At 52.5% G+C, this 19790-nt stretch carries 24 protein-coding genes and 3 pseudogenes; 10 read left to right on the top strand and 17 right to left on the bottom strand.

The genetic code is table 11. The annotated features are described in order from the left end of the window. Positions 1-78: 78 nt before the first annotated feature. The 8 genes and pseudogenes from OGX94_RS00995 to OGX94_RS00960 form a co-directional block, all read right to left on the bottom strand. Positions 79-264 (bottom strand): annotated as a pseudogene (locus tag OGX94_RS00995) (hypothetical protein); the annotation flags it as partial. A 34-nt stretch (positions 265-298) separates the two neighbouring features. After that, positions 299-553: a DNA polymerase III subunit theta gene (locus tag OGX94_RS00990; protein WP_008324193.1), complete on the bottom strand. Its 255-nt coding sequence runs from the start codon at positions 551-553 to the stop codon at positions 299-301. 192 nt (positions 554-745) lie between these two features. Continuing rightward, positions 746-937: a hypothetical protein gene (locus tag OGX94_RS00985; protein ID WP_015493073.1), complete on the bottom strand. Its 192-nt coding sequence runs from the start codon at positions 935-937 to the stop codon at positions 746-748. 42 nt (positions 938-979) lie between these two features. Further along, the gene (locus OGX94_RS00980) at positions 980-1486 is read right to left on the bottom strand and encodes an antirestriction protein ArdA (RefSeq protein WP_008324195.1); all 507 of its coding nucleotides are present in this window, start codon (positions 1484-1486) and stop codon (positions 980-982) included. Between the two features lie 404 nt (positions 1487-1890). After that, positions 1891-2670 carry a YubG family protein gene (locus OGX94_RS00975; RefSeq protein WP_015493075.1) on the bottom strand — a complete coding sequence of 260 codons (780 nt, stop codon included), beginning with the start codon at positions 2668-2670 and terminating at the stop codon, positions 1891-1893. 53 nt (positions 2671-2723) lie between these two features. After that, complete coding sequence (locus OGX94_RS00970; protein WP_015493076.1) at positions 2724-3143, bottom strand: DUF1380 family protein; 420 nt, start codon at positions 3141-3143, stop codon at positions 2724-2726. A gap of 10 nt (positions 3144-3153) precedes the next feature. Continuing rightward, positions 3154-3375, bottom strand: coding sequence for a YubE family protein (locus OGX94_RS00965; protein ID WP_015493077.1), 222 nt, complete (start codon positions 3373-3375; stop codon positions 3154-3156). After that, entirely contained in the window at positions 3375-4052 is a 678-nt protein-coding gene (locus OGX94_RS00960) for a DNA methylase (RefSeq protein ID WP_002211749.1), read from the bottom strand. The genes OGX94_RS00965 and OGX94_RS00960 overlap by 1 nt, the downstream gene beginning before the upstream one ends. A gap of 358 nt (positions 4053-4410) precedes the next feature. Here OGX94_RS00960 and OGX94_RS00955 point away from each other — a divergent pair, with 358 nt between their 5' ends. The 3 genes from OGX94_RS00955 (at position 4411) to OGX94_RS00945 (ending at position 6955) form a co-directional block, all read left to right on the top strand. Next, positions 4411-5082, top strand: a complete 672-nt coding sequence (locus OGX94_RS00955) for an SOS response-associated peptidase family protein (RefSeq protein ID WP_015493079.1) — start codon at positions 4411-4413, stop codon at positions 5080-5082. A gap of 179 nt (positions 5083-5261) precedes the next feature. Continuing rightward, entirely contained in the window at positions 5262-5684 is a 423-nt protein-coding gene (gene umuD, locus OGX94_RS00950) for a translesion error-prone DNA polymerase V autoproteolytic subunit (protein WP_015493080.1), read from the top strand. After that, a complete protein-coding gene (locus OGX94_RS00945) occupies positions 5684-6955 on the top strand; it encodes a Y-family DNA polymerase (protein WP_015493081.1) in 1272 nt (423 codons plus the stop codon). Before umuD ends, OGX94_RS00945 begins: the two co-directional genes overlap by 1 nt. Before the next feature lie 135 nt (positions 6956-7090). Here OGX94_RS00945 and OGX94_RS00940 read toward each other — a convergent pair whose 3' ends face one another. Beyond that, positions 7091-8062: a ParB family protein gene (locus OGX94_RS00940; RefSeq protein ID WP_016479949.1), complete on the bottom strand. Its 972-nt coding sequence runs from the start codon at positions 8060-8062 to the stop codon at positions 7091-7093. Further along, positions 8059-9264, bottom strand: coding sequence for an AAA family ATPase (locus OGX94_RS00935; RefSeq protein ID WP_015493083.1), 1206 nt, complete (start codon positions 9262-9264; stop codon positions 8059-8061). The genes OGX94_RS00940 and OGX94_RS00935 overlap by 4 nt, the downstream gene beginning before the upstream one ends. 362 nt (positions 9265-9626) lie before the next feature. On the opposite strand from OGX94_RS00935, the gene OGX94_RS00930 reads away from it, so the two are divergent. From OGX94_RS00930 to OGX94_RS00920, 3 genes are all read left to right on the top strand, one after another. Beyond that, entirely contained in the window at positions 9627-10259 is a 633-nt protein-coding gene (locus OGX94_RS00930; protein WP_286568506.1) for a recombinase family protein, read from the top strand. Between the two features lie 53 nt (positions 10260-10312). Next, entirely contained in the window at positions 10313-10513 is a 201-nt protein-coding gene (locus OGX94_RS00925) for a hypothetical protein (RefSeq protein ID WP_040219232.1), read from the top strand. Between the two features lie 146 nt (positions 10514-10659). Then, positions 10660-11610 (top strand): Rpn family recombination-promoting nuclease/putative transposase, encoded by a 951-nt coding sequence (locus tag OGX94_RS00920; protein ID WP_040219234.1) that lies wholly within the window; start codon positions 10660-10662, stop codon positions 11608-11610. Here OGX94_RS00920 and OGX94_RS00915 read toward each other — a convergent pair. From OGX94_RS00915 to OGX94_RS00895, 4 genes and pseudogenes are all read right to left on the bottom strand, one after another. Continuing rightward, the gene (locus OGX94_RS00915; RefSeq protein ID WP_015493086.1) at positions 11607-12218 is read right to left on the bottom strand and encodes a DUF2913 family protein; all 612 of its coding nucleotides are present in this window, start codon (positions 12216-12218) and stop codon (positions 11607-11609) included. The two genes, OGX94_RS00920 and OGX94_RS00915, sit on opposite strands and share 4 nt — an antisense overlap. Then, entirely contained in the window at positions 12215-12610 is a 396-nt protein-coding gene (locus OGX94_RS00910) for a hypothetical protein (protein ID WP_040219261.1), read from the bottom strand. Before OGX94_RS00910 ends, OGX94_RS00915 begins: the two co-directional genes overlap by 4 nt. Before the next feature lie 52 nt (positions 12611-12662). Further along, positions 12663-13517: a 3'-5' exonuclease gene (locus OGX94_RS24905; protein ID WP_040219240.1), complete on the bottom strand. Its 855-nt coding sequence runs from the start codon at positions 13515-13517 to the stop codon at positions 12663-12665. Continuing rightward, positions 13510-14070, bottom strand: a pseudogene (locus OGX94_RS00895) (DNA-binding protein); the annotation flags it as partial. The gene OGX94_RS24905 and the pseudogene OGX94_RS00895, both read right to left, overlap by 8 nt. On the opposite strand from OGX94_RS00895, the gene OGX94_RS00890 reads away from it, so the two are divergent. Next, positions 14015-14455, top strand: a complete 441-nt coding sequence (locus tag OGX94_RS00890) for a hypothetical protein (protein WP_064754782.1) — start codon at positions 14015-14017, stop codon at positions 14453-14455. The pseudogene OGX94_RS00895 and the gene OGX94_RS00890 sit on opposite strands and share 56 nt — an antisense overlap. A 73-nt stretch (positions 14456-14528) precedes the next feature. On the opposite strand, the gene OGX94_RS00885 is transcribed toward OGX94_RS00890, so the two are convergent. Both OGX94_RS00885 and OGX94_RS00880 read right to left on the bottom strand, forming a co-directional pair. After that, entirely contained in the window at positions 14529-15092 is a 564-nt protein-coding gene (locus OGX94_RS00885) for a DUF6685 family protein (RefSeq protein ID WP_052954190.1), read from the bottom strand. Between the two features lie 189 nt (positions 15093-15281). Continuing rightward, complete coding sequence (locus tag OGX94_RS00880; protein ID WP_040219243.1) at positions 15282-16172, bottom strand: SIS domain-containing protein; 891 nt, start codon at positions 16170-16172, stop codon at positions 15282-15284. A gap of 392 nt (positions 16173-16564) precedes the next feature. On the opposite strand from OGX94_RS00880, the gene OGX94_RS00875 reads away from it, so the two are divergent. From OGX94_RS00875 to rpe, 3 genes are all read left to right on the top strand, one after another. Continuing rightward, positions 16565-18154 carry a PTS transporter subunit EIIC gene (locus OGX94_RS00875; protein WP_040219244.1) on the top strand — a complete coding sequence of 530 codons (1590 nt, stop codon included), beginning with the start codon at positions 16565-16567 and terminating at the stop codon, positions 18152-18154. Positions 18155-18231: 77 nt separating this feature from the next. Then, positions 18232-18675: a ribose 5-phosphate isomerase B gene (gene rpiB / locus OGX94_RS00870; RefSeq protein ID WP_040219247.1), complete on the top strand. Its 444-nt coding sequence runs from the start codon at positions 18232-18234 to the stop codon at positions 18673-18675. After that, positions 18672-19343, top strand: coding sequence for a ribulose-phosphate 3-epimerase (rpe, locus tag OGX94_RS00865; RefSeq protein WP_047721798.1), 672 nt, complete (start codon positions 18672-18674; stop codon positions 19341-19343). Before rpiB ends, rpe begins: the two co-directional genes overlap by 4 nt. Positions 19344-19477: 134 nt before the next feature. Here rpe and OGX94_RS00860 read toward each other — a convergent pair. Continuing rightward, positions 19478-19790 (bottom strand): annotated as a pseudogene (locus OGX94_RS00860) (hypothetical protein); the annotation flags it as partial.

Genomic DNA, 19790 nt, shown 5'->3' with positions numbered 1-19790 from the left:
CAGCTGATAGAAACAGAAGCCACTGGAGCACCTCAAAAACACCATCATACACTAAATCAGTAAGTTGGCAGCATCACCGATGCCGGCAACGATAATCCATGCAACGCCACTCCAGAGACGCAGTTTATCCGCCGCGACATTAATCAGGATAAAAGCAACGGCCAAGATTCCCCCCCATAGAGCCGGTACAGGCTGAAACGGAATAAACAACAGGTTAATACCGGTTAAAAGAGTCACGGCCGCAAACATCAGAGACATACGCATAAAATTTCCTCCCTGGACACACTGACTATAAGAATCACTTCTGCTGCTCATCTCCGGGTTTATTATATTCGGGCGCATTTGCGCGCGGCAGCTGCTGACTGTTCTGCCGATGAACGTCAAGCCGTTCACGAAAATACTGGCGAAGATGTTCAGGCTGTTCCCGTTCAACAAGCTCAGGCACAACAGGCTTGTTCATCCTTTCCTGCCAGGCAACGGCAGCGGCGGCTTTATCGACTGAGACCTTATCCTGATCATCTTTTGAGAAAGAGGCGATATTCCACTTCGACATATGCTTCACCGGTCTGCTTTACAGGAAGATATCCCTGATAATACGCGCATTCCCGGGCAACAGCGACTGACAACGGAGAGGAGAGTGCGCGGCGCCGGAGGCGCGGCGAAGTTTCTCTCCGGCAGGCGCAGCCTGCCCGGTTTTTCGCGCGGGCTGACAGGCGCCCTCCGGCCCGGACGCCTGCCATCATACTTACTGGCCTTTTCCACCCTGTAAGATGAAATGACCGCCGATGTACACGGCACACTGACAGGTCATGTATTCGCAGATTTCATCCATCACCTGCGCGGTGGTCAGTTCCCGCTGACCGGCATCACGTCGGCGGGCATTAATCAGGGCTTTGTACTGTCGCAGGATCTCGCGGGTTTCCGGTGCAAGTTTCATACGTTTTCTCCTTAACCGGCGGGTTTCCCCGCCGGACATTAATCAGTTGCTGAAGACATAGCCGTCATGGAACACATAACCGCTGCTGAACAGGTCACGCGCCCAGGCTTCAAAATCGAAATAGCTGCGCAACGGCTCCGGCACCTCATTTAACAGGCCGTTGTCCTCCACCATCTCCCGCGCATAGTCTTCCTCGCTTTCCGCCTCGCCGCGGTACGCATCATCAAACGCGTCATAGTCACATTCGCCGGTATACTCCGCCCAGGCGATAAAAGCGGCTTCCCTGCCCTCTTCTTCGGCGCGTTTGTAAGCGGCGATAAAATCCCAGTCAATGGAGCATTCAGAGACGAACTGCGACGGAATGCCCTCCCAGTCCTGGAACATAAACTCGGCATCCCATTCATCGGCATGCAGTGCCTGACAGGCCTCGTAAAAATCTTCCCTGCCGTTAAACTCCGTCAGATCAAACCATTTGCCGAAAATGCTGCCGCAGTTGTATTTGTGATACGTGCCCACGTAAACAGCCGGTGTGGTGGTTGTAGTGCGCATAAAAAATCCTCCATAGTCGATGTCGTCTGAGTTCCGGCTTACGCCGTGCCGACACGACAGCCGGGCGAAAAGCGGAGGATGCAAGGGCGTCACCGAAGCCGCAGCGCAGTAAAAAAGCAGGAGCTGGCTGGACGGTTTGACGGCGAAAATTGAGCCGGAAAACGACGGGAAGACGGCGGATAACGTATGAAATAAACTGCGACCGGGTGAAGGTGACGGCGTTTACGCTTCCCTTGCATCAGCCGCGGCCCGGCTATAGTAGAGGCACGGCGTTTGCCGCAGGCCGCACGGGACGTTACTCAACGCGAAGCCGGAACAACGTGGAGGAAGAGCCGTAAAAGCGGAGCCGGCGACATCCTTATCCTTCGTGCCAGATTCAGGGGGCCGCCGCCCCCTGCTGTTCGCTAAACTGGCCGGATTGCTGACAGGGCATTGCGGACAAGACTGATTTCTGCACGCGCTTCTGCCATGACCTCATGTAACAGGGTTAAATCCATCCACCGGCGCGGAGGCTCGCCCGGAATACGCAGCACATCGCACATCTGGCCACATGCCAGGATTTGATCCACTTTGTCGCTGATAACAAAGAACTCGACGCTACTGTAGCGTGCCCCTTTGTTCAGGATGGCATCGAGCACCACCGGCAAATTGTCATCATCGTCCAGCCAGCAGGGCATATCATTTTCCTTCACAACCAGACGGAAGTTTCGGGTCTGGCGATAAAACAGCGTTTCCCCGCGCGTGTTCAGTGCCGCCTTTATCCGGCGCGCATCCTCCCATACCTGCCGGGATACATCCCGCACGGCGCGGGACAGGCAATCCGTTACAGCCTGAATCTCCGGCTCCGTCAGCCATTCCCCGGCCCAGGGGAAAGCTATCTGTGTTCCGTCCTCCGGAAGCTGCGGCGCGTCGGCATAGCGGCTGCCGGATAAAATAATCTGCGCTGGCGTCCCGGATATTTTTGTCATGGCACTTTGCAGATCTGCGGGTACGTCACCGGTACAAAGCAAAGGCAGCAGATGAACAATATTTGCCGCATCCAGACGGACATAAATGCTTATCCAGCCCGGTTTATTGACCGGATCACGCTGATCAACATCGGTATGGTCAGGCCATCCATAATCAGCAATCAAATCGCGCGCACGGCGCATAACAAGGGCGTTTAACGTGGTGGTTTCCTGCATAATGGGTTCCTCTGAACGGGGTCAGTACACGCCGCCCGGGCGGCGTGTTGATTTCATTTTTTCAGTAAGGCGCGAACTTTCGCCGCATCAGCCAGGCGACGGGTAACGCTTTCCGGGACCGGATGATTGCAGTCACGGGCGGTCCATTCTCTGTGCCATAACGCCTGTTCGGCAGTGGTCAGCAGGGTTTCAAGCAGGTCCGCCGGCACCATCACCGCCGGAACGGCCTCTTTCACCTGTTCAATCAGATCCATCACCGCACCGGCAGACACGCCCGACTCAAGCCGTTGTTCCTCCGGAATGGCGTCCATACGCGCCAGTACCGCCCTTGTGTCCTGCTCCGAAACGGCATATTCCATTCCGTCGGCCAGTGCTTCGATATCCGCCGGGGACCAGACAATGAGGTTCAAAGGGGTTTCTGCGGGATACTGCTCACGCAACAAGCGGCAGAGGGTTTCACAGGTTCCGTACATGTTTTTCTCCTTAGTCCTTAAAGCAGGCATCCAGCTCAAGCATTTCGTTGTATGCCGCCATAAACAGGGCATTGATGCGAAAAAGGGTCTGACGGGTCAGGCGTTCGGCCAGCACATCAGAGTCAAAGCGATAGCGGTGCTCCATCCCGTTCAGCGTCGCCCGCAGGTCACACATGCTGTTGGCGACTTCCGCCACTTCTGCGCGGAGTTTTTCGTGTCCTGCATAGTTCATTACGCGGCCTCCGGGAACTCGTCGTTAGCGGCCGGGTACTGCATGGCGCGCCGGACGGCGGCCAGACGCTGCTGTCCGGCCCGGTGATACTGCTCAAGCAATTCAATACCGATGTAACGACGGCCAGCCTGGAGGGCGGCCACGCAGGTGGAGCCACTGCCGGCAAAGGGGTCGAGCACAATCGCGCCGGGATGTGTGAAGGACTCAATCAACGGTTGCAGGCTGGTTACGGGTTTTTCGGTCGGGTGGTGCCGGTTGCCTGAATATTTCCACGCAATTACGTCATTCAACGGGTTTTGCGGCAGGGGCGGACGGCCTTTTGCAAGGATGTAGGCGCATTCGTGGCGATAGCCCACATATGCGGCCTTCGATGTGTAGGTTTTGGTAAACACCAGGTGGCCGACAACGCTGAATCCCGCATTTTTCCAGGCGGCCATAAAGCGATCGACGCGGTTCCAGCCGTAGAAGCTCACCATCAGCGCGTCTTTTTTCAGCACGCGATACATCTCATGGCAGGCGGGTTGCAGCCATTCATCAGTTTTATCGCCGGCGATGGTACGCCCCTGACGGTCACGAAAACCGACGAGATATGGCGGGTCGGTGAGAATGAAATCGACAGCATTATCCGGAAAGCCGGACATGATATGGACGCAATTACCCTGGATAAATCGGGACATAGTAGTTCTCCTTTCTCAAAGCGGCGCCAGTTACGCCGTGCCGATACGACAGCCGGGCGAAAAGTGGAGAATGCAGGGGCGGTGCCGCAAGCCGCAGCGCAGTGAAAAAGCCCACGCTGGCTGGACGGTTTGACGGCGAAAATTGAGACGGAAAACGACGGGAAGACAGCGGGTAAAGCCTTTGAAATAAACTGCGACCGGGTGAGGACACCGGCAGAGCGAACCCTTGCATTCGAAGCGGCTCGGCTACAGTAGCGGCACGGCGGCCACACGATGGCAGGAACCTGAAAAACGGCCTATTTTCTGAACTGATGAAAACACAGATTTCGCATGCGAAATCTACACCGGAGAAACGATAATGTGCGGTCGGTTTACGCAGTACAACTCCCGCGAGGAGTACCTGGCCTTTCTCGGAGAAGAAGCAGAACGGGACATCCCGTATGATCCGGAGCCCGTCGGCCGCTACAACGTTGCGCCCGGAACCCGTGTATTACTGCTGAGTGAACGCCGCTCGCAGCTGCATCTTGATCCTGTTCACTGGGGTTATGCGCCGGAGTGGTGGAACAAGCCCGCTCTCATCAACGCCAGAAGTGAAACTGCGGCCGGCAGCCGGATGTTCAGGCCACTCTGGGAGCACGGACGGGCCATTGTTTTTGCTGACGGCTGGTTTGAGTGGAAACAGCAAAACGGCGTGAAACAGCCGTTTTTCATTTACCGTAAGGACGGAAATCCGCTCCTGCTCGCTGCCATCGGGAAACCACCTTTTGAGAACGGCAATGACCAGGAAGGATTCCTGATCGTCACGGCCGCTGCGGATGAGGAACTGCTGGACATTCACGACCGGCGACCACTCGTGTACTCACCGGATGCCGCACGTAAATGGCTCAGCGAAAACACAACCGGTAAAGAGGCGGAAGACATTGCCCGTGAGGGCAGTCTTCCCGCCGAAGATTTCACATGGCACCCCGTCAGCCGGGCTGTTGGCAATCCCGGGAACCAGGGCCGGGAACTTATAGAGCCACTGACTTAGCAGACGGTGAGATACCCGGCATCGACTCACAGGGTTATGCACCGTTTCTGTGGATAACCCACTGCCTGTTTTATCTGCCAGAACAATAACCTGGCAGGAACAGGAAAAATTCTCCTTGCAGGACGGGAAATATCTTAAATAACACTGTATGTAAAAACAGGTATTTTAAGAGGTATGCCATGATCCTTTTTGTCACTCCCGCATCAGAGCCAGCACTGTCCACCGCACCACTTTTCACAGAGCGCTGTCCGGCTGGTTTTCCGTCACCGGCCGCGGACTATACCGAAGACGAACTGGATCTGAACGCCTACTGTATCCGTCGCCCCAGCGCGACCTACTTTGTCCGGGCCATTGGCGATTCGATGAAAGATATGGGCCTGCACTCCGGCGATCTCATGGTTGTCGACAAAGCTGAAAAACCCATGCAGGGGGATATTGTCATCGCGGAAACAGATGGCGAATTCACCGTTAAGCGCCTGCAGCTTAAACCCCGTATCGCCCTGCTGCCGATGAATCCCGCCTACCCCACTCTTTATCCGGAAGAACTGCAGATATTCGGCGTGGTGATGGCATTCATACATAAGACGCGGGGTACGAATTGATGTTCGCTTTGGCTGACGTCAACAGCTTCTACGCCAGCTGTGAGAAAGTATTTCGTCCGGACCTGCGTAACAGGCCCGTTGTGGTGCTCAGTAACAATGATGGCTGCGTCATCGCGCGCAGTGCCGAAGCGAAACGGCTGGGTATTAAAATGGGCGTCCCCTGGTTCCAGCTGAAGACGGCACAATTCCCGGAGCCGGTCATCACGTTCTCGTGCAATTACGAGCTCTATGCGTCTATGTCGAACAGAGTTATGTCTCATCTCGAAGAACTGGCGCCGCGCGTGGAGCAGTACAGCATCGACGAGATGTTTCTGGATATCCGCGGTATAGACAGCTGCATCAATTATGAGGACTTCGGCCGGCAGCTGCGCGAGCACGTGCGCTCCGGTACGGGGCTGACAATCGGCGTCGGGATGGGGCCGACCAAAACGCTGGCTAAAAGCGCACAATGGGCGTCTAAGGAATGGCGGCAGTTTGGGGGCGTGCTTGCTCTGACTTCAGGCAATCCAAAGCGAACGGATAAACTGCTCTCACGACAGCCGGTGGAAGAAATCTGGGGAGTAGGTCGCAGGATCTCAAAAACGCTTAATACGATGGGCATCACTACGGCACTGCAGCTGGCGCGCGCGAACCCTGTATTTATCAGGAAGAATTTCAGCGTTGTGCTGGAGAGAACCGTCCGTGAACTCAACGGAGAAAGCTGTATTTCGCTTGAAGAAGCGCCGCCGCCAAAACAGCAGATTGTCTGCAGCCGGTCCTTTGGGGAGCGTGTCACGACGTATGAAGCCATGCGCCAGGCAGTTTGTCAGTATGCTGAGCGTGCAGCTGAAAAACTGCGCGGCGAGCGACAGTTCTGCAGGCACATTGCTGTATTTGTGAAGACGTCACCGTTCGCGGTGAACGAACCGTATTACGGGAATGTGGCCAGTGAGAAGTTGATGACTCCCACGCAGGATACCAGGGACATCATAGCCGCAGCGGTGAAAGCACTGGATCGGATCTGGGTGAATGGCCATCGATATGCAAAAGCGGGTTGCATGCTCAATGATTTCACTCCTACCGGGGTTTCGCAGTTGAACCTGTTCGATGATACTCAGCCCCGAAGCAACAGTAATCAGCTGATGAAAGTCATGGACGGTATTAACCATTCCGGTCTGGGGAAAGTATGGTTTGCGGGACGAGGTATCGCACCTGAGTGGCAAATGAAACGGGAGATGCTTTCACCGGCCTATACAACTCGCTGGTCTGAACTGCCAGTAGCGAAATTATGAGTCACGAAAAGGTTGAAAAACTTGGTGATTTCAGTGTGAAAGAATTTAAAATTTTCCTTTACAATCATAATAATAACATTGAAATCGGCATGGTGAAAAACATAAAAAAAGGATGCTCTCCGGCATCCTTTTCCCTTACTCACTTGACTCAGGAAGTCTTTTCAGAATACGTTTTATTGCATCATCAATCTCCGACTGTGCCTCAGCGGAAATGCGGGAAAACTCATAAACAACCAGTCGCTTCTTTGAATCAGTTTTCTTTCTGGCAAACTGATTGCGATCTGAAAATTCTCTCAGCTTCTCAGTTTGAACCGTTCTGGTAGGGCGGGTTGTCAACGATTTGCTCTCAACCCTGATAGCCGCCAGAATTTTGCTTTTATCAATTGCCGGATAATCTGGCATGGTCTTCAACCGATGTTGAACTTTTTCCATCAGTTCTGTTACGGATGTTTGCTTGTTGTTTGCTTCTTCAGCCAGTTTTAGCAAAAACTGATAATCCGACAAAGAAATATCATTTATCACCGGGAATACTGCAACCATTTCATCTGGCACTGCTGCGGCCTGAAACGCGCGAGTCACTTTCGCCGGAGAGAGATTCTCTTTCAACGCAATCTCTTCTTTCGTCATGCTAGTTCCATAGGTGACTTCAAGTCGTTTCCCCAACTCTCGAAGGCTATGTTCTCTAGCTGTCTGGATATCTTGCGCTAACTGCCGTGCATCGGCGAGTGATATATCATCTTTAGTTACTAGGATTTCGAATTTAACGTTATTAAATATGCAGGCGGCACGGCGTCGGGTCCCATCTAATATCTCAATTCGTCCATTAACCTCCCGTCCAATAGCCGGGAAGAATTGCTGCAGCTTTATCGTCCGGGAAATATCACTAACGGACTCACGCGTAAGCATAGCCTGATCTCGTCCATTGACCGATGCATCAACGAACGTCTTTGATTCAATCTCTCCGCTTAATACAACCGTTTTGACAAATTTGGCCTGCTTGCCGGATTTAAGAGTAAACGTTTTGACATCTCCGTCACCTTCAAGCATACGGGCAAACTCTGAATTGCTATTACCGAGAACTCGCCCACGAGCTAAAACCTTTTTCATTTAGACTCTCCCCGGATGTATTCAATGCGGTCAAAAACTGCTTTCGTAAACCGTTCTGCTTCAGTACGTGCCTTTTTCAACGCTTCAGCACTACCAGGGTATGAAACAGGGTTAGCACTAATAATAGTGTCAAAAGATTCACCACATCGTTCGAATCCATCCAAACGTGGCAGTGACGAGTCCAGAATATTACTTGCATACACTTCGCGGGCCAGGCTATGCGAAGTTTCGTGATCACGCTTATTAGTCATTTTTGACATGAAACCGATACTCGCGCTCAGGCGTGGTTCCACACCTTCGTCTTCAAGACGCTCCAGCATTTCAGGCAAACGTGTCAGATATTTAAGGGTTGAATGGAAATCAACCTGTGCCGGTGGAGTAGGGGTCAGAAGCAAATCACTCGCTGCCAGACCATTCAGAAGGAACGGATCAAGATGGGGGCCAGTATCTATGAAGACAAAATCATAGTCACCAGCGATACGGTCAATAATTGTTTTCCTGAGGACTTCAGAAGGTTTAAGTCCTGGTAAATGTTCTGCTACTAAAGACTCCCACTGGCTCGCCACAAAGCCGTCATCAATAGAAGCAGGGATGACATCAACACCAGGAATAATGGTGGGGCGAATAACTGCTTCTCGCAATGTTTCAACATCGAGATCATTCAGCATTGCCTGAGCAGCTGTTTCAAGGACTGTACCAATGCTATGGGTGTGATCCAGGAACATAGTACTGGAGGCCTGTGGGTCGAGGTCTATTACAAGGATGCGAAGATCATGCCGCAGCAGGTCCTGATGTACACGCAACGCATGTGCAAGAGTAACTGTACTGACTGTTTTTGATACACCACCTTTAAGGTTTACAACGAAAATAACGTAGGGTTCTTTATGGATATCGCGATATTTAGGTATCTGTCGGTGGGCGTAGATATCGATAACATTCTTTATCGTCAGAGCATATTGTTCGACGTTACCAATCTGCTTTTTATTAAATATATAGCCGTCTTCTTCCATTTCTTTCATGGCCAGTTCTACGATACGCCGGCTCAGCTTTGGTAGTTTTGCGACAGCGTTACGAGTATATGTCTGATGATAATCTGTCAGATTAAATTCTTTCCTTTGTTCCTCAATATCCCTACTCATAGCCTGAAGTAAAGCGCTTGCTCTAAGAGCTATGGTACCCACACTACCGTAATCGCGTTTCATTTTTGTCCCCTAAAGATGGAATCCTTGCACATTGATGGCGTAGAAGCTCACGCCATTGTACACAATAAATAATAACGTACAACATATAATGATACGACATTAAATTATTGTACGTTAATACCTACCTATCACGTAGCTCAAAAAGACAACTGAGGCTGTACTCAAAGAAAAAACCGTGAGTCTGTTCAGAGCTTGCATCTGAGCAGGCGAGGGGTTGGACAAGCTCCGTGGGCGCGTCAGCCTGTCACATTGGGGTATGCTCTATATATACCACCCGAAAAAATACCGGCGAATATTATTGTTACCACATAAGTGATACCATCATAAGCAAGACCACTTAAAAGTTACCAGAAGGACAAAATATGTTCGTTTTTGGTTACCTCCGGGCATCCACTTCAGAGCAGAATGCCAGCCGGGCAAAAAATGCACTGAAGGCATTTGCAAACCAAAATGGCCACCGTATTGCTGGCTGGTATATCGACAATGTCTCCGGTACGACAATGAACCGTCCTGAACTGATCAGGCTTCTTGGTGATGCGGAACCTGGTGATGTGATTCTCATTGAACAGGTCGACAGGCTTACTCGACTGGATGATACAGGCTGGGAGACACTCAGAAAGCAAATCACCGACAAGCAGCTGGCCATCGTCAGTCTTGATTTACCAACCAGCCATCTGGCGCTATCCAGCACAGTAAGTGATGACTTCACCCGAAGCATGCTGAAGGCCGTAAATGGCATGATGCTGGATATGCTCGCCGCTATTGCCAGAAAAGACTACGAAGACCGTCGACGTCGCCAGGCAGAGGGAATCTGTAAAGCGAAAACTGAAGGAAAATACCGGGGCAGGGTGGCCGATGCACAGAAACATGAACTGATACGTACTCTGCGTCTGGCCCACGGAAAATCACTGCGTGAAACAGCCCGCCTGGCTGGCGTATCAAAGATGACAGTAATCAGGGTCTGTAACGGCAATCATAAGCAGGATACTGATTGACGATACTTATTCACGTTAGGTTCAGAACAAACAATTAAGCTTATGGAGCGAATATGGCTGAAAGAATATCTCAAAGAGAACAGGAGTTGTTGGAGGAATTCCTTTGTACTGTTCTGGATGATTTCAGTAAAGGCAGTATAACCCACCATCAGGCTGTCAGCGGTATCGCGACATTATATACAGCTGCCACAGAAGGACGGAGAGAAGAGGCTTTAGAATATCTGAGAGAGGGAAGAAAGTTGCTAAGGCAGTAATTGATGATGAGTAAAGATGGTTTAGGAAGGGGACCGAACCACCCCGGAACGGTCCCCTGAAGGAATGGCAATTCCGTTCACCGCCAATATTAGCTTTTCCCGGGCTGTGATAACATCTCCGGGTCATTTTTCAGAGCCCAGGACTGATGAAGAAGAAACCAGGTACACCCACACCCCATGACGCGACATTTCGCCAGTTCCTGGCGAATCCCGATGTCGCCCGTGACTTCATGATGTTACATCTCCCGGCTGAATTACGCGCGCTGTGCGATTTGACCACGCTGAAGCTGGAGTCCGGTACCTTCGTTGAGGACGACTTACGTCAGTACGCCAGCGACATTCTCTGGAGCATGAAAACCACCACCGGCGATGACGGGTACATCCATCTGCTTCTGGAACACCAGAGTTCGGCGGATAAAAATATGGCCTTTCGTCAGCTCAGATATGCTGTCGCCGCCATGCAACGTCATCTTGAAGCGGGTCATAAAAAACTGCCGCTGGTCATCCCGGTTCTGTTTTACCACGGCAGCCGGAGTCCGTACCCGTTCTCCACGAACTGGCTGGATTGTTTCAGTAACCCGGAACAGGCCGGAAAAGTATACACGACAGGATTCCCGCTGGTTGATGTCACCGTCATCGATGATGATGAGATAATGAACCACAGACGGATGGCCGCACTGACCCTGCTGATGAAACATATCCGCCAGCGGGACATGATGGAACTGCTGGACAGGCTACCCCGGGTAATGGTGGAATGGATTTCCCCCGAACAGGTGCGCGTTCTGATAAACTACATGGTAAATGCAGGTGAAGCGCCTGCACCTGAATTTATGCGGGCGCTGGCAGAGCGTCTGCCGCAACACGAGGATGAACTGATGACCATCGCACAACAGCTTGAACAGATTGGCATCGAGAAGGGCCTGCAGCAGGGTCTGCAGCAGGGCCTGCAGTTAGGTGAACAACGCGGTATTGAAAAAGGCGAGCGCGAAGCCACCCTTAAAATTGCACGAACCATGCTGCAGAACGGAATTGACCGCAATACCGTCATGAAAATGACCGGTCTGACTGAAGACGAACTAGCGCAGATCCGCCACTAATCCCCCTTTCCTGGCACTCCCTGTCCGGCCATCAGAGAATACTGGTGGGGCAGGGAGGCACCAGACTCAGGCTCTGCCTGCCAGCCACAGCGATTAAACACCTTCATCACCCCCACTACGTTACCCGTCAGACGTGCTGTAAGCGGATTTATCTGTCGGCCGCTGTCGTCAAAAGCGACATCGAGGTTGGCCCGTGAGAGATAAATGCCGTTCACGCCCGCACTGAGCGCCACAGCATTTCGGCCTGACCATTCCCGATCGCTCAGCAGACGGTAGTTCCAGTGCATATCTTTCGCTGTTTCCAGAGCATACGTCAGCCGGAACAGGTCGTTCTGCTCGGACAACTCGCCGGTGCAGGAACGCCAGAGGTAATTCAGCTTGCTGGCCAGCTTCGCGCTGACGCCCAGCTGGCGCCTCTGTTTCAACAGCCACTCGATGTCCGGATTTATCTCCCGGGGGAAACGCCGTTGCTTCAGCGCAGTCGCCAGCCAGCGGATGAGAAAGAGATTTTCCTGTGCCGGCGAGAGAACGCCACCCTCCTGCCTGGCCAGCGCAAGCGCCACCAGGGCACACCATGCCAGATGGCCCGATTTTTCTGTCAGCGTCACGGCTTCTCCCGCAAGTCAGAAAAATGATGTAATTCATCCAGCATAATCAGCACACGTCGGCCCGTCTTACGGGGAAACATTCGCCGCATCTCACGCGTCAGCTGCTTCTTCTCCCATCCGTAAGGGAAAATAATGCTGTATTCATTTCTCTCAGCGTAAATATCAGGGCCCGCGACGATACGCGCTACCTCCTTATTCAGACGTTCGCCTCGCCAGCCATAAGCCGCCAGTCGCTTACGGATACGTGCAATGGGAAAACGTTTATCGGAGTGACGGGGGAAGAGTAACGTCCCGTCCTCATTTCGTTTGACGCCAAACATATCCAGAGACTGCTCGATCACCACTGTTCTCGTGGGAAAATGCTCACGCATAGTTTTCATCATATTTTCCATTCCAGACTCCTGAATTAATACCTGCAGCTGTCTGACCAGCCAGAGAGCAGCGTTATCTCCCTGCGCCATCATTCATTTCACACTGGATCTCACGCCAGTATCCGGCAATATTGTTTACCACCCGAGCCGTCATAACTGCGTCAGTGACGGCGGAGTGTGCCTCCCCGGCCCAGCTCAGCCCAGCCTGACTGACAGCGCCGGAAAGCGATATGGTACCGTAGCGATTGGTGGGGCCGTAATACCCCGCTGCAAGTCGCATGGCGCAGTACACCGTCAGAGAGTCCAGCCAGCTGGCACGGTCGTTATGCGCTGCCGCTGTCTGCTTCAGAATGCGCGTATCAAACTCAGCATTGAAAATAACCAGCGGGCGCCGGCCGATATGGTGCTGCAGCTGCTGCGCAATATCGGGCCACGATGGCGCACTGACCAGATCATCGTCACTGATACCGTGTACTGCAGCTGCTGCCGGATCGATGCCGACAGTGGGTTTAAGGCGGGTCTCAAATATCCTCTCACCGCGGGCATTCACCAGACCGATTTCCAGCGCCTGCGCGCCGGCATCAAGTCCGGTTGTTTCGGTATCGAGGAAGACGGGGTCCAGCGCTAACCAGGTATGTGCCAGCATGGCGAACCTGCCACACTCACTCTTCATCCGGGCCTGCAGGCCCAGACGTGCGCTGGCCTGCCGCTGTTTTTCTGTCTGAGGGCGTTTCGCCCGCATCGGGACGCAGTCAGCCAGCCGCCATACGCCGTATTTCCCGCCGTAAGGACTTTTGTACATTCTGACCGGTTCCACACCGGGGGCTGGCTTCATCCTGAACTCATCCCGAAGCCGCCCTCTGGTGTAGCATTTTTCCTCCGCCCGGGGCGCTTCATCACAGGCGTCTGAATTGTCATCATCACGCATTCTGGTCACCGGTCTGTTTATTGCCTGAAAGCGCCGCCATCAGTGACTGGTTCTGACGCTTCAGGGCTTCAGCCTCACCGCGCAGTGCCGCGACCGTTTCTTTCTCCCCCATCGTCTCCAGACGGGCATCATCACGCTGGTTTTCCAGCTGCGTGCAGCGATCTGTCAGACTGGCTATTTCACTGCCCATTCGCACCAGTTGCTCCGAGGAGGCTTTTTCCTGCGATTCCAGCCTTGCGGTGAGGCTGCTGACTCTGTCACGCTCAAGCGCAAGCTCCCCGGCGCGCGCCTGTGCATCAGCGACGGCCTGCTCGAGGCGCTGCTGCAGTGTCTCGCGGGTGGCCTGATGCTGCTGACGTTCTGCGGCCAGCGCATTTTCCTGCGATTCAAGACGGGTAAGGAGAGAATTGACTTTATCGCGTTCAGACTTCAGTTCTTCTGTACGCGCATTAGCTTCGGCAGAAATTTGCTCCAGTCGTTTCTGCAGGTCTTCCCGTGTGGCTTTGTGTTGTGCCTGTTCCTTACTCAGTGCATCCTGCAGGGCAGAACTGCGTAACTACAGGGATGACACCTGGGAAGCACCACAACGGGCCGCCAGACTCAGTGCGGCCGTCAAGCGCTACAAAACGTATGAGATGCTGTACTTCTTCTTCCAGATCGCTGATGAGGCCGGGCTGGACTATACTCCGCTGGTTGTAAAGCGCCTGTGCGCTCATCTTTTCGACAGGCAGGGCAGCCAGAATATTATTGTTGATATCTTTGGCCAGAAGGGACGCATGCACCGCAGCCATGACAGTGATCCTGACATTATTGCTGCCGTTGCCGAACGCTACCGGCAGCAGGCAGACGACCACTGGCAGACAGTCATGAAGAATATCGGGAGATTGAAGCAGGACTACCGGAAAAATCAGAACAGACAGAAAGGCGCAGGGGATTAAATGCATGATTAATGCTAATGTATGCGTACATTAGCATTAATCACATAAGTCAGTGAAAATAAATCAGGCTTATTCAACGTGGCGAAGGTTCTTTGGCCAGTTGCTGGAGCTGCTTCCCGAAATCAGGAAAGCCTGCGGCTGAAAGTACATCAGCAACAGCACTGGCTCTGGGATGGCAACGTTCAAGCCAGACCAGTTTGAGATCAACGCCTGACTTATCCGTATCATGCATGTGACGCGGCAAACCGGAATTACCAAACGGGCATTCAAAGGCATTCATGGCGTCGAAAAAGCAGCCGAAGAGTTCATCTGCCGGAATAGCAAACAGATGCCATTGCTGACGTATAGCGGAGATCATCGGCACATTTACACCGTAGCGACAGAGTCTGCCGGTAAGCGGAACCGCAATGCCCAGGCGGCGTGCCTGATAGCGGGCAGCGCCAAAATGGTGTGAGCCACCGTCGTTCAGCCAGTAAAGTCTCCGCTCTGCCCACGGATATTCAGCAAACAGCATCCGGTCGAGCCGTAATTCCCAGTGACGCATATTTTTTCGCAGGTGCTCTTCAGTCACAGGTTCAGCCAGCTCACGGCATCTCAGTACAGGAAACTCATCGATGTCCCGGAGATCATGATCCATAGATTTCGAGGCCGAAATCCCCCGAATATCTGTGATGTCGCATGAAAAATGAGGGATATTTTCTTTTCTAATCAGCTGCTGAACCTCAGGAACAGCAAGTGAATGGCTTTCGAGCCGGCGCTGGTAGCCCGGTTTGCGGTAGTCGATCGTCCAGGGGCGGGAATGAAATGAAATGATGACAGGGGTCAGCTAACTTTTCTTGCCGTGCAACGGTTCCACGACCTGAATGCCACGCTCCAATCGCTGCTTGTTCCCTTGATAGTCCTGCAACAAGATCGCGATAAACAGTGTATCCAGCAGGTTGAGCTGAATGATCCGCGCCACCGCATTTTGCCCCAACAGCGGCCCACTCATGGCCGGACTAAAGATCGACAAATCCGAATTCTGCGACAGCGGCGAGGCATTATCGTTGGTAATGCAAATCACCTTGGCCTGCCGCTCATTGGCAATCTCTACCGCATTCAGCAGTTCCCTTGTCTCCCCTGATTGAGAAATCACGATCACCACATCCTGCTCGTCCAGCTGACTGGCGACCATCAACATCAGGTGGAAATCGCTATAGCTGTGGCTGATGATGCCGATACGCAGGAGCTTATGCTCAAAATCCAGGCATACCGATGCCGAACCACCTACCCCCAGTATCATCACCCGTCTGGCGCGATAAATCAGGCCGGCTGCCTGCCCAATCACCTGGGTATCTGCCACCGATTGCGCCTCCTTCAGCACCTGAATGCTGTTACTGAATACCTTATCCAGCACGGTATCCAGATTATCGTCGGCCGTGATCTCTTCCTCTTTCTCATAGGGCAGAAAGTTGAAATAACTCACCAACGCGCCGCGCAACTCGCGAAAACCGGAATAACCGATTTTTTTGGCAACCTTGACGATCAAGGGTTCAGAAACATCAAGACACCCCGCAACTTCACGCAGTCCGGTATTTTTTGTGATGTTTCCTTTGGTGATCAACCACTCAACGATACTGCGCTCAGTCGGATTCAGCGAAGAGAGCGACATCTTGATCTTGGCCCCGATGGCCAGTGCATTTTCGGTATCCGGTAACACTTCGCGCTGATTTGCCATTTATCCCCCCGCAGTTTATGTCGATGTTCGCCAGTAGTTTACCACAGCCCCCAGCGGGACATGAATCCCTATCTGGCCATTCAAAGCAATAAATTCACAATCATTATCCATATTGTAAAATCCTGACATCCGATAAAGATATCAGCATTGTCGATCACTCGCTTTATCCAGCCCCCAATCCATCAAGTACTACACACCAGTGATGGGAATAATCTTTTGTTCACAAATGTTTTAATTTATGTGAAGTCGATCTCTTCGGTCTATTGCAATGACATATACTTCACATTAATAATTCGTACTGTGAAGTCTATGTCATTCTGATTCAGGATGAAGCCTCGATTGCTCCGGGAAAAAACCACTATGCAATACCCGATCTGATTTAAGGGAAAACTATGAAATCGTCATTCTTCGGTATTCTTCAGCGTATTGGGCACTCTTTTATGCTGCCCATCGCTCTGCTCCCCGTCGCCGGGTTGCTGTTGGGCATTGGCGCATCATTCACCAACGCCACCACCATCGAATCCTATGGCCTGCAATCCCTGTTGGGTGACGGCACGGTACTTCACGCATTACTCACCGTAATGAAAAGTGCCGGTAGCGTCGTCTTCTCCAATCTGCCGATGCTGTTTGCCATCGGCGTCGCGATGGGTATGGCTACCAAAGAGAAACAGGTCGCCGCCATCTCCGGTGCAGTCGGCTTCTTTGCCATGCACGCTACCATTAATGCCATGCTGCAACTCAACGAGTTATTGGCCCCTGGCGCGTTACCTGATGGTTCGCTGGGCATGAGCGTGGGGATCAAGTCTCTACAGATGGGCGTGTTCGGCGGAGTTCTGGTTGGCCTGGGTGTTGCCGCGCTGCACAACCGTTTTTATCGAATCGAGCTGCCAGCAACGTTCTCATTTTTCGGTGGCACTCGGTTTGTACCTATCGTTACCGCATTGACCTATGTGGGTGTGGGCATCCTGATGTTCTATATCTGGCCAACGATACAGGAAGGGATCATGCATCTCGGCGCGTTGGTTAACCGGGCAGGCTATGCCGGTACCTTTATCTACGGCTTTATCGAACGGGCACTGATCCCCTTCGGCCTGCACCACGTGTTCTACATGCCATTCTGGCAAACCGGGCTGGGCGGAACCGAAATCATCGACGGTATCTCGGTCTCTGGTGCACAAAATATCTTCTTTGCCGAATTGGCTAGCCCGAACACCAAAGAGTTCTCGGTAGAAGCTACCCGTTTTATGGCCGGTAAGTTCCCGTTCTATCTATTCGGCATCCCTGGGGCCGCACTGGCTATCTACCATTGTGCCAAACTGGAACACCGTAAACTGGTGCTTGGCCTGCTGCTGTCGGCCACCCTGACCGCCGTGTTGACCGGGATCACCGAACCTATCGAGTTTTCATTCCTGTTCGCTGCACCGTTGCTGTATGTACTGCACTGCGTGCTGGCGGGTCTGTCGTTCATGCTCTGTCACATCTTCAACGTCGGTGTTGGGCAAACCTTCTCCGGAAGCCTGATTGACTTCGTGTTGTTCGGCGTACTGCAAGGCAATGTCAAGACCCATTGGCTGAATGCCATCCTGATCGGTATTCCACTGTTCCCGATTTACTACTTCAGCTTCCGCTTCCTGATCCTGCACCTCAACTTCAAAACACCAGGGCGTGAAGACGAAGGCCAGGAAACCAAGCTCTATACCCGTAAAGACGTTGAGGCTGCCAAAGCCAACGGCCAGCAAGGCGATCAGGTTTCCGATTTGATTGTTGCCGGTCTGGGTGGCAAAGCCAACATCACTAATATCGACTGCTGCGCCACGCGGCTGCGGATCACCGTCGCCGATGAAAATCTGGTGGACGATAGCCTGCTTAAAAGCTCAGGGGCACGCGGTGTGATCCGCCGGGGCAAAGGCATCCAGGTGATTTATGGCCCGCAAGTCACGTTGATTAAATCCAATCTGGAAGACTGTCTGCAAGACGCTTAGTAAACCAACATCCCATTACCAACGCATTACTGTGAATTTGTTGCTGCCAGACCGGCAGCGACAACAGAGGATAAACGATGAAAATTGCCATTGGCTGTGACCATGTAGGGATCATTTTAAAACCCACCATTGCCGAACACCTGGAGGCGAAAGGGATCACCGTGATCGATAAAGGCGCTCATGGAGAGCAGCGTACCGACTATCCGCTGTATGCCAAAGCCGTTGCCGACGCAGTAGTCTCGCAAGAGGCCGATCTTGGCATCCTCATCTGTGGTTCGGGCATCGGTATTTCGATTGCTGCCAACAAGGTCAACGGCATCCGCGCAGTGGTATGCAGCGAGCCTTACTCGGCCAAGCTGTCCCGTCTGCACAATAACACCAATATTCTGGCCTTCGGCTCCAGGGTCATCGGTGCCGAGCTGGCGAAGATGATCGTCGATGAGTGGCTTAACGCTGAGTTCGAAGGGGATCGCCACCAGAAACGTGTTGAAATGATAGCCGTTCTGGAGACTCTTCCATGAACAATGCATTCTGCCCCTCATTGATGTGCGTTGACTTCTCCCGCCTTGGCGAAGAGCTGGCCGAACTGGAAGCGGCTGGAGCAGCCATGTTCCATATCGACATTATGGACGGCCATTTTGTCCCTAATCTGGCGCTGGGGCCGGAGGATATTAAGGCCGTCGCTAAGCTGGCGAAGATCCCTTATGACGCCCATCTGATGATGAGCAACCCGGACGCGTATATCGACAAGTTTGCCGATCTGGGTTGTAACATTATCTATGTGCACGCTGAAGCCCCGACACACCTGCACCGTACCTTGAGCAATATTCGCCAGCGTGGCGTCAAGGCTGGCGTGGCCATCAATCCTGGGACGCCTTTGAGCAGCCTGAGTGAGGTACTGGATGTGGTTGATGTCGTGTTAGTGATGTCGGTCAATCCTGGCTTTGCCGGCCAGCCGTTTATTCACAACACGATCGATAAGACCCGTAGGCTGCGCAAGATGCTGAGGGAACAATACAGCGAAGCAAAAATCGCCATCGATGGCGCTATCTCACCCGCAATTGTCAGAGAGCTGGCCGCGGATGTGGATATGTTTATCCTGGGTACCGCCGGGTTGTTCCGTAAGGAAATGAGCTATCAGAAGGCAATGCAGATATTACAGGAACAGGCTGAGTTGACTTCACCCTAGCCCTCTCCCACAGGACTGCCTCTTATACACAAATCCCCCGCATTTATGCCGGGGATTTTTTAACTTTTTCCTCTTCCTGTGATCTTCCTTAGTATTCTCTTTCTGTAGTTTTTTAGTATGGTGCCATCTAATTGTTATTCACGGCTAAATTTTTCTGTACAAAAAACAGGCTTAACGTGGGATAATTTCCGTTTCCAGGCGGACCCCAAATACGTTGATTCTACCAGGTGCATGTTTATCGTAATGTGATCGTCTGTACCGGGTATTTGCTTTATGAAACTGATATTCGTCCTTGCAAGACGCGTCAATGAAGCATCAAAACGATCTTTGAGTTGTCGATCAATACGTTTGCTCTCGATGCTGCAGTACTTAGGGAAGGTGCGAACAAGTTCCTGATATGAGATCATCATATTCATCCGGAGCGCATCCCAGAGGGACATCATGAGC

It is taken from the genome of Citrobacter sp. Cpo037 (assembly GCF_030332945.1).
In the GTDB taxonomy this organism is placed as follows: Bacteria; Pseudomonadota; Gammaproteobacteria; order Enterobacterales; family Enterobacteriaceae; genus Citrobacter; species Citrobacter portucalensis.
This window is presented reverse-complemented; position numbering and strand designations above follow the sequence as displayed.

What these genes read in the sequence shown, in the direction of transcription:
- OGX94_RS00990 (WP_008324193.1), bottom strand. Translation starts at nt 553, where the DNA reads ATGTCGAAGTGGAATATCGCCTCTTTCTCAAAAGATGATCAGGATAAG.
- OGX94_RS00985 (WP_015493073.1), bottom strand. Translation starts at nt 937, where the DNA reads ATGAAACTTGCACCGGAAACCCGCGAGATCCTGCGACAGTACAAAGCC.
- OGX94_RS00980 (WP_008324195.1), bottom strand. Translation starts at nt 1,486, where the DNA reads ATGCGCACTACAACCACCACACCGGCTGTTTACGTGGGCACGTATCAC.
- OGX94_RS00975 (WP_015493075.1), bottom strand. Translation starts at nt 2,670, where the DNA reads ATGCAGGAAACCACCACGTTAAACGCCCTTGTTATGCGCCGTGCGCGC.
- OGX94_RS00970 (WP_015493076.1), bottom strand. Translation starts at nt 3,143, where the DNA reads ATGTACGGAACCTGTGAAACCCTCTGCCGCTTGTTGCGTGAGCAGTAT.
- OGX94_RS00965 (WP_015493077.1), bottom strand. Translation starts at nt 3,375, where the DNA reads ATGAACTATGCAGGACACGAAAAACTCCGCGCAGAAGTGGCGGAAGTC.
- OGX94_RS00960 (WP_002211749.1), bottom strand. Translation starts at nt 4,052, where the DNA reads ATGTCCCGATTTATCCAGGGTAATTGCGTCCATATCATGTCCGGCTTT.
- OGX94_RS00955 (WP_015493079.1), top strand. Translation starts at nt 4,411, where the DNA reads ATGTGCGGTCGGTTTACGCAGTACAACTCCCGCGAGGAGTACCTGGCC.
- umuD (WP_015493080.1), top strand. Translation starts at nt 5,262, where the DNA reads ATGATCCTTTTTGTCACTCCCGCATCAGAGCCAGCACTGTCCACCGCA.
- OGX94_RS00945 (WP_015493081.1), top strand. Translation starts at nt 5,684, where the DNA reads ATGTTCGCTTTGGCTGACGTCAACAGCTTCTACGCCAGCTGTGAGAAA.
- OGX94_RS00940 (WP_016479949.1), bottom strand. Translation starts at nt 8,062, where the DNA reads ATGAAAAAGGTTTTAGCTCGTGGGCGAGTTCTCGGTAATAGCAATTCA.
- OGX94_RS00935 (WP_015493083.1), bottom strand. Translation starts at nt 9,264, where the DNA reads ATGAAACGCGATTACGGTAGTGTGGGTACCATAGCTCTTAGAGCAAGC.
- OGX94_RS00930 (WP_286568506.1), top strand. Translation starts at nt 9,627, where the DNA reads ATGTTCGTTTTTGGTTACCTCCGGGCATCCACTTCAGAGCAGAATGCC.
- OGX94_RS00925 (WP_040219232.1), top strand. Translation starts at nt 10,313, where the DNA reads ATGGCTGAAAGAATATCTCAAAGAGAACAGGAGTTGTTGGAGGAATTC.
- OGX94_RS00920 (WP_040219234.1), top strand. Translation starts at nt 10,660, where the DNA reads ATGAAGAAGAAACCAGGTACACCCACACCCCATGACGCGACATTTCGC.
- OGX94_RS00910 (WP_040219261.1), bottom strand. Translation starts at nt 12,610, where the DNA reads ATGGAAAATATGATGAAAACTATGCGTGAGCATTTTCCCACGAGAACA.
- OGX94_RS24905 (WP_040219240.1), bottom strand. Translation starts at nt 13,517, where the DNA reads ATGCGTGATGATGACAATTCAGACGCCTGTGATGAAGCGCCCCGGGCG.
- OGX94_RS00885 (WP_052954190.1), bottom strand. Translation starts at nt 15,092, where the DNA reads ATGGATCATGATCTCCGGGACATCGATGAGTTTCCTGTACTGAGATGC.
- OGX94_RS00880 (WP_040219243.1), bottom strand. Translation starts at nt 16,172, where the DNA reads ATGGCAAATCAGCGCGAAGTGTTACCGGATACCGAAAATGCACTGGCC.
- OGX94_RS00875 (WP_040219244.1), top strand. Translation starts at nt 16,565, where the DNA reads ATGAAATCGTCATTCTTCGGTATTCTTCAGCGTATTGGGCACTCTTTT.
- rpiB (WP_040219247.1), top strand. Translation starts at nt 18,232, where the DNA reads ATGAAAATTGCCATTGGCTGTGACCATGTAGGGATCATTTTAAAACCC.
- rpe (WP_047721798.1), top strand. Translation starts at nt 18,672, where the DNA reads ATGAACAATGCATTCTGCCCCTCATTGATGTGCGTTGACTTCTCCCGC.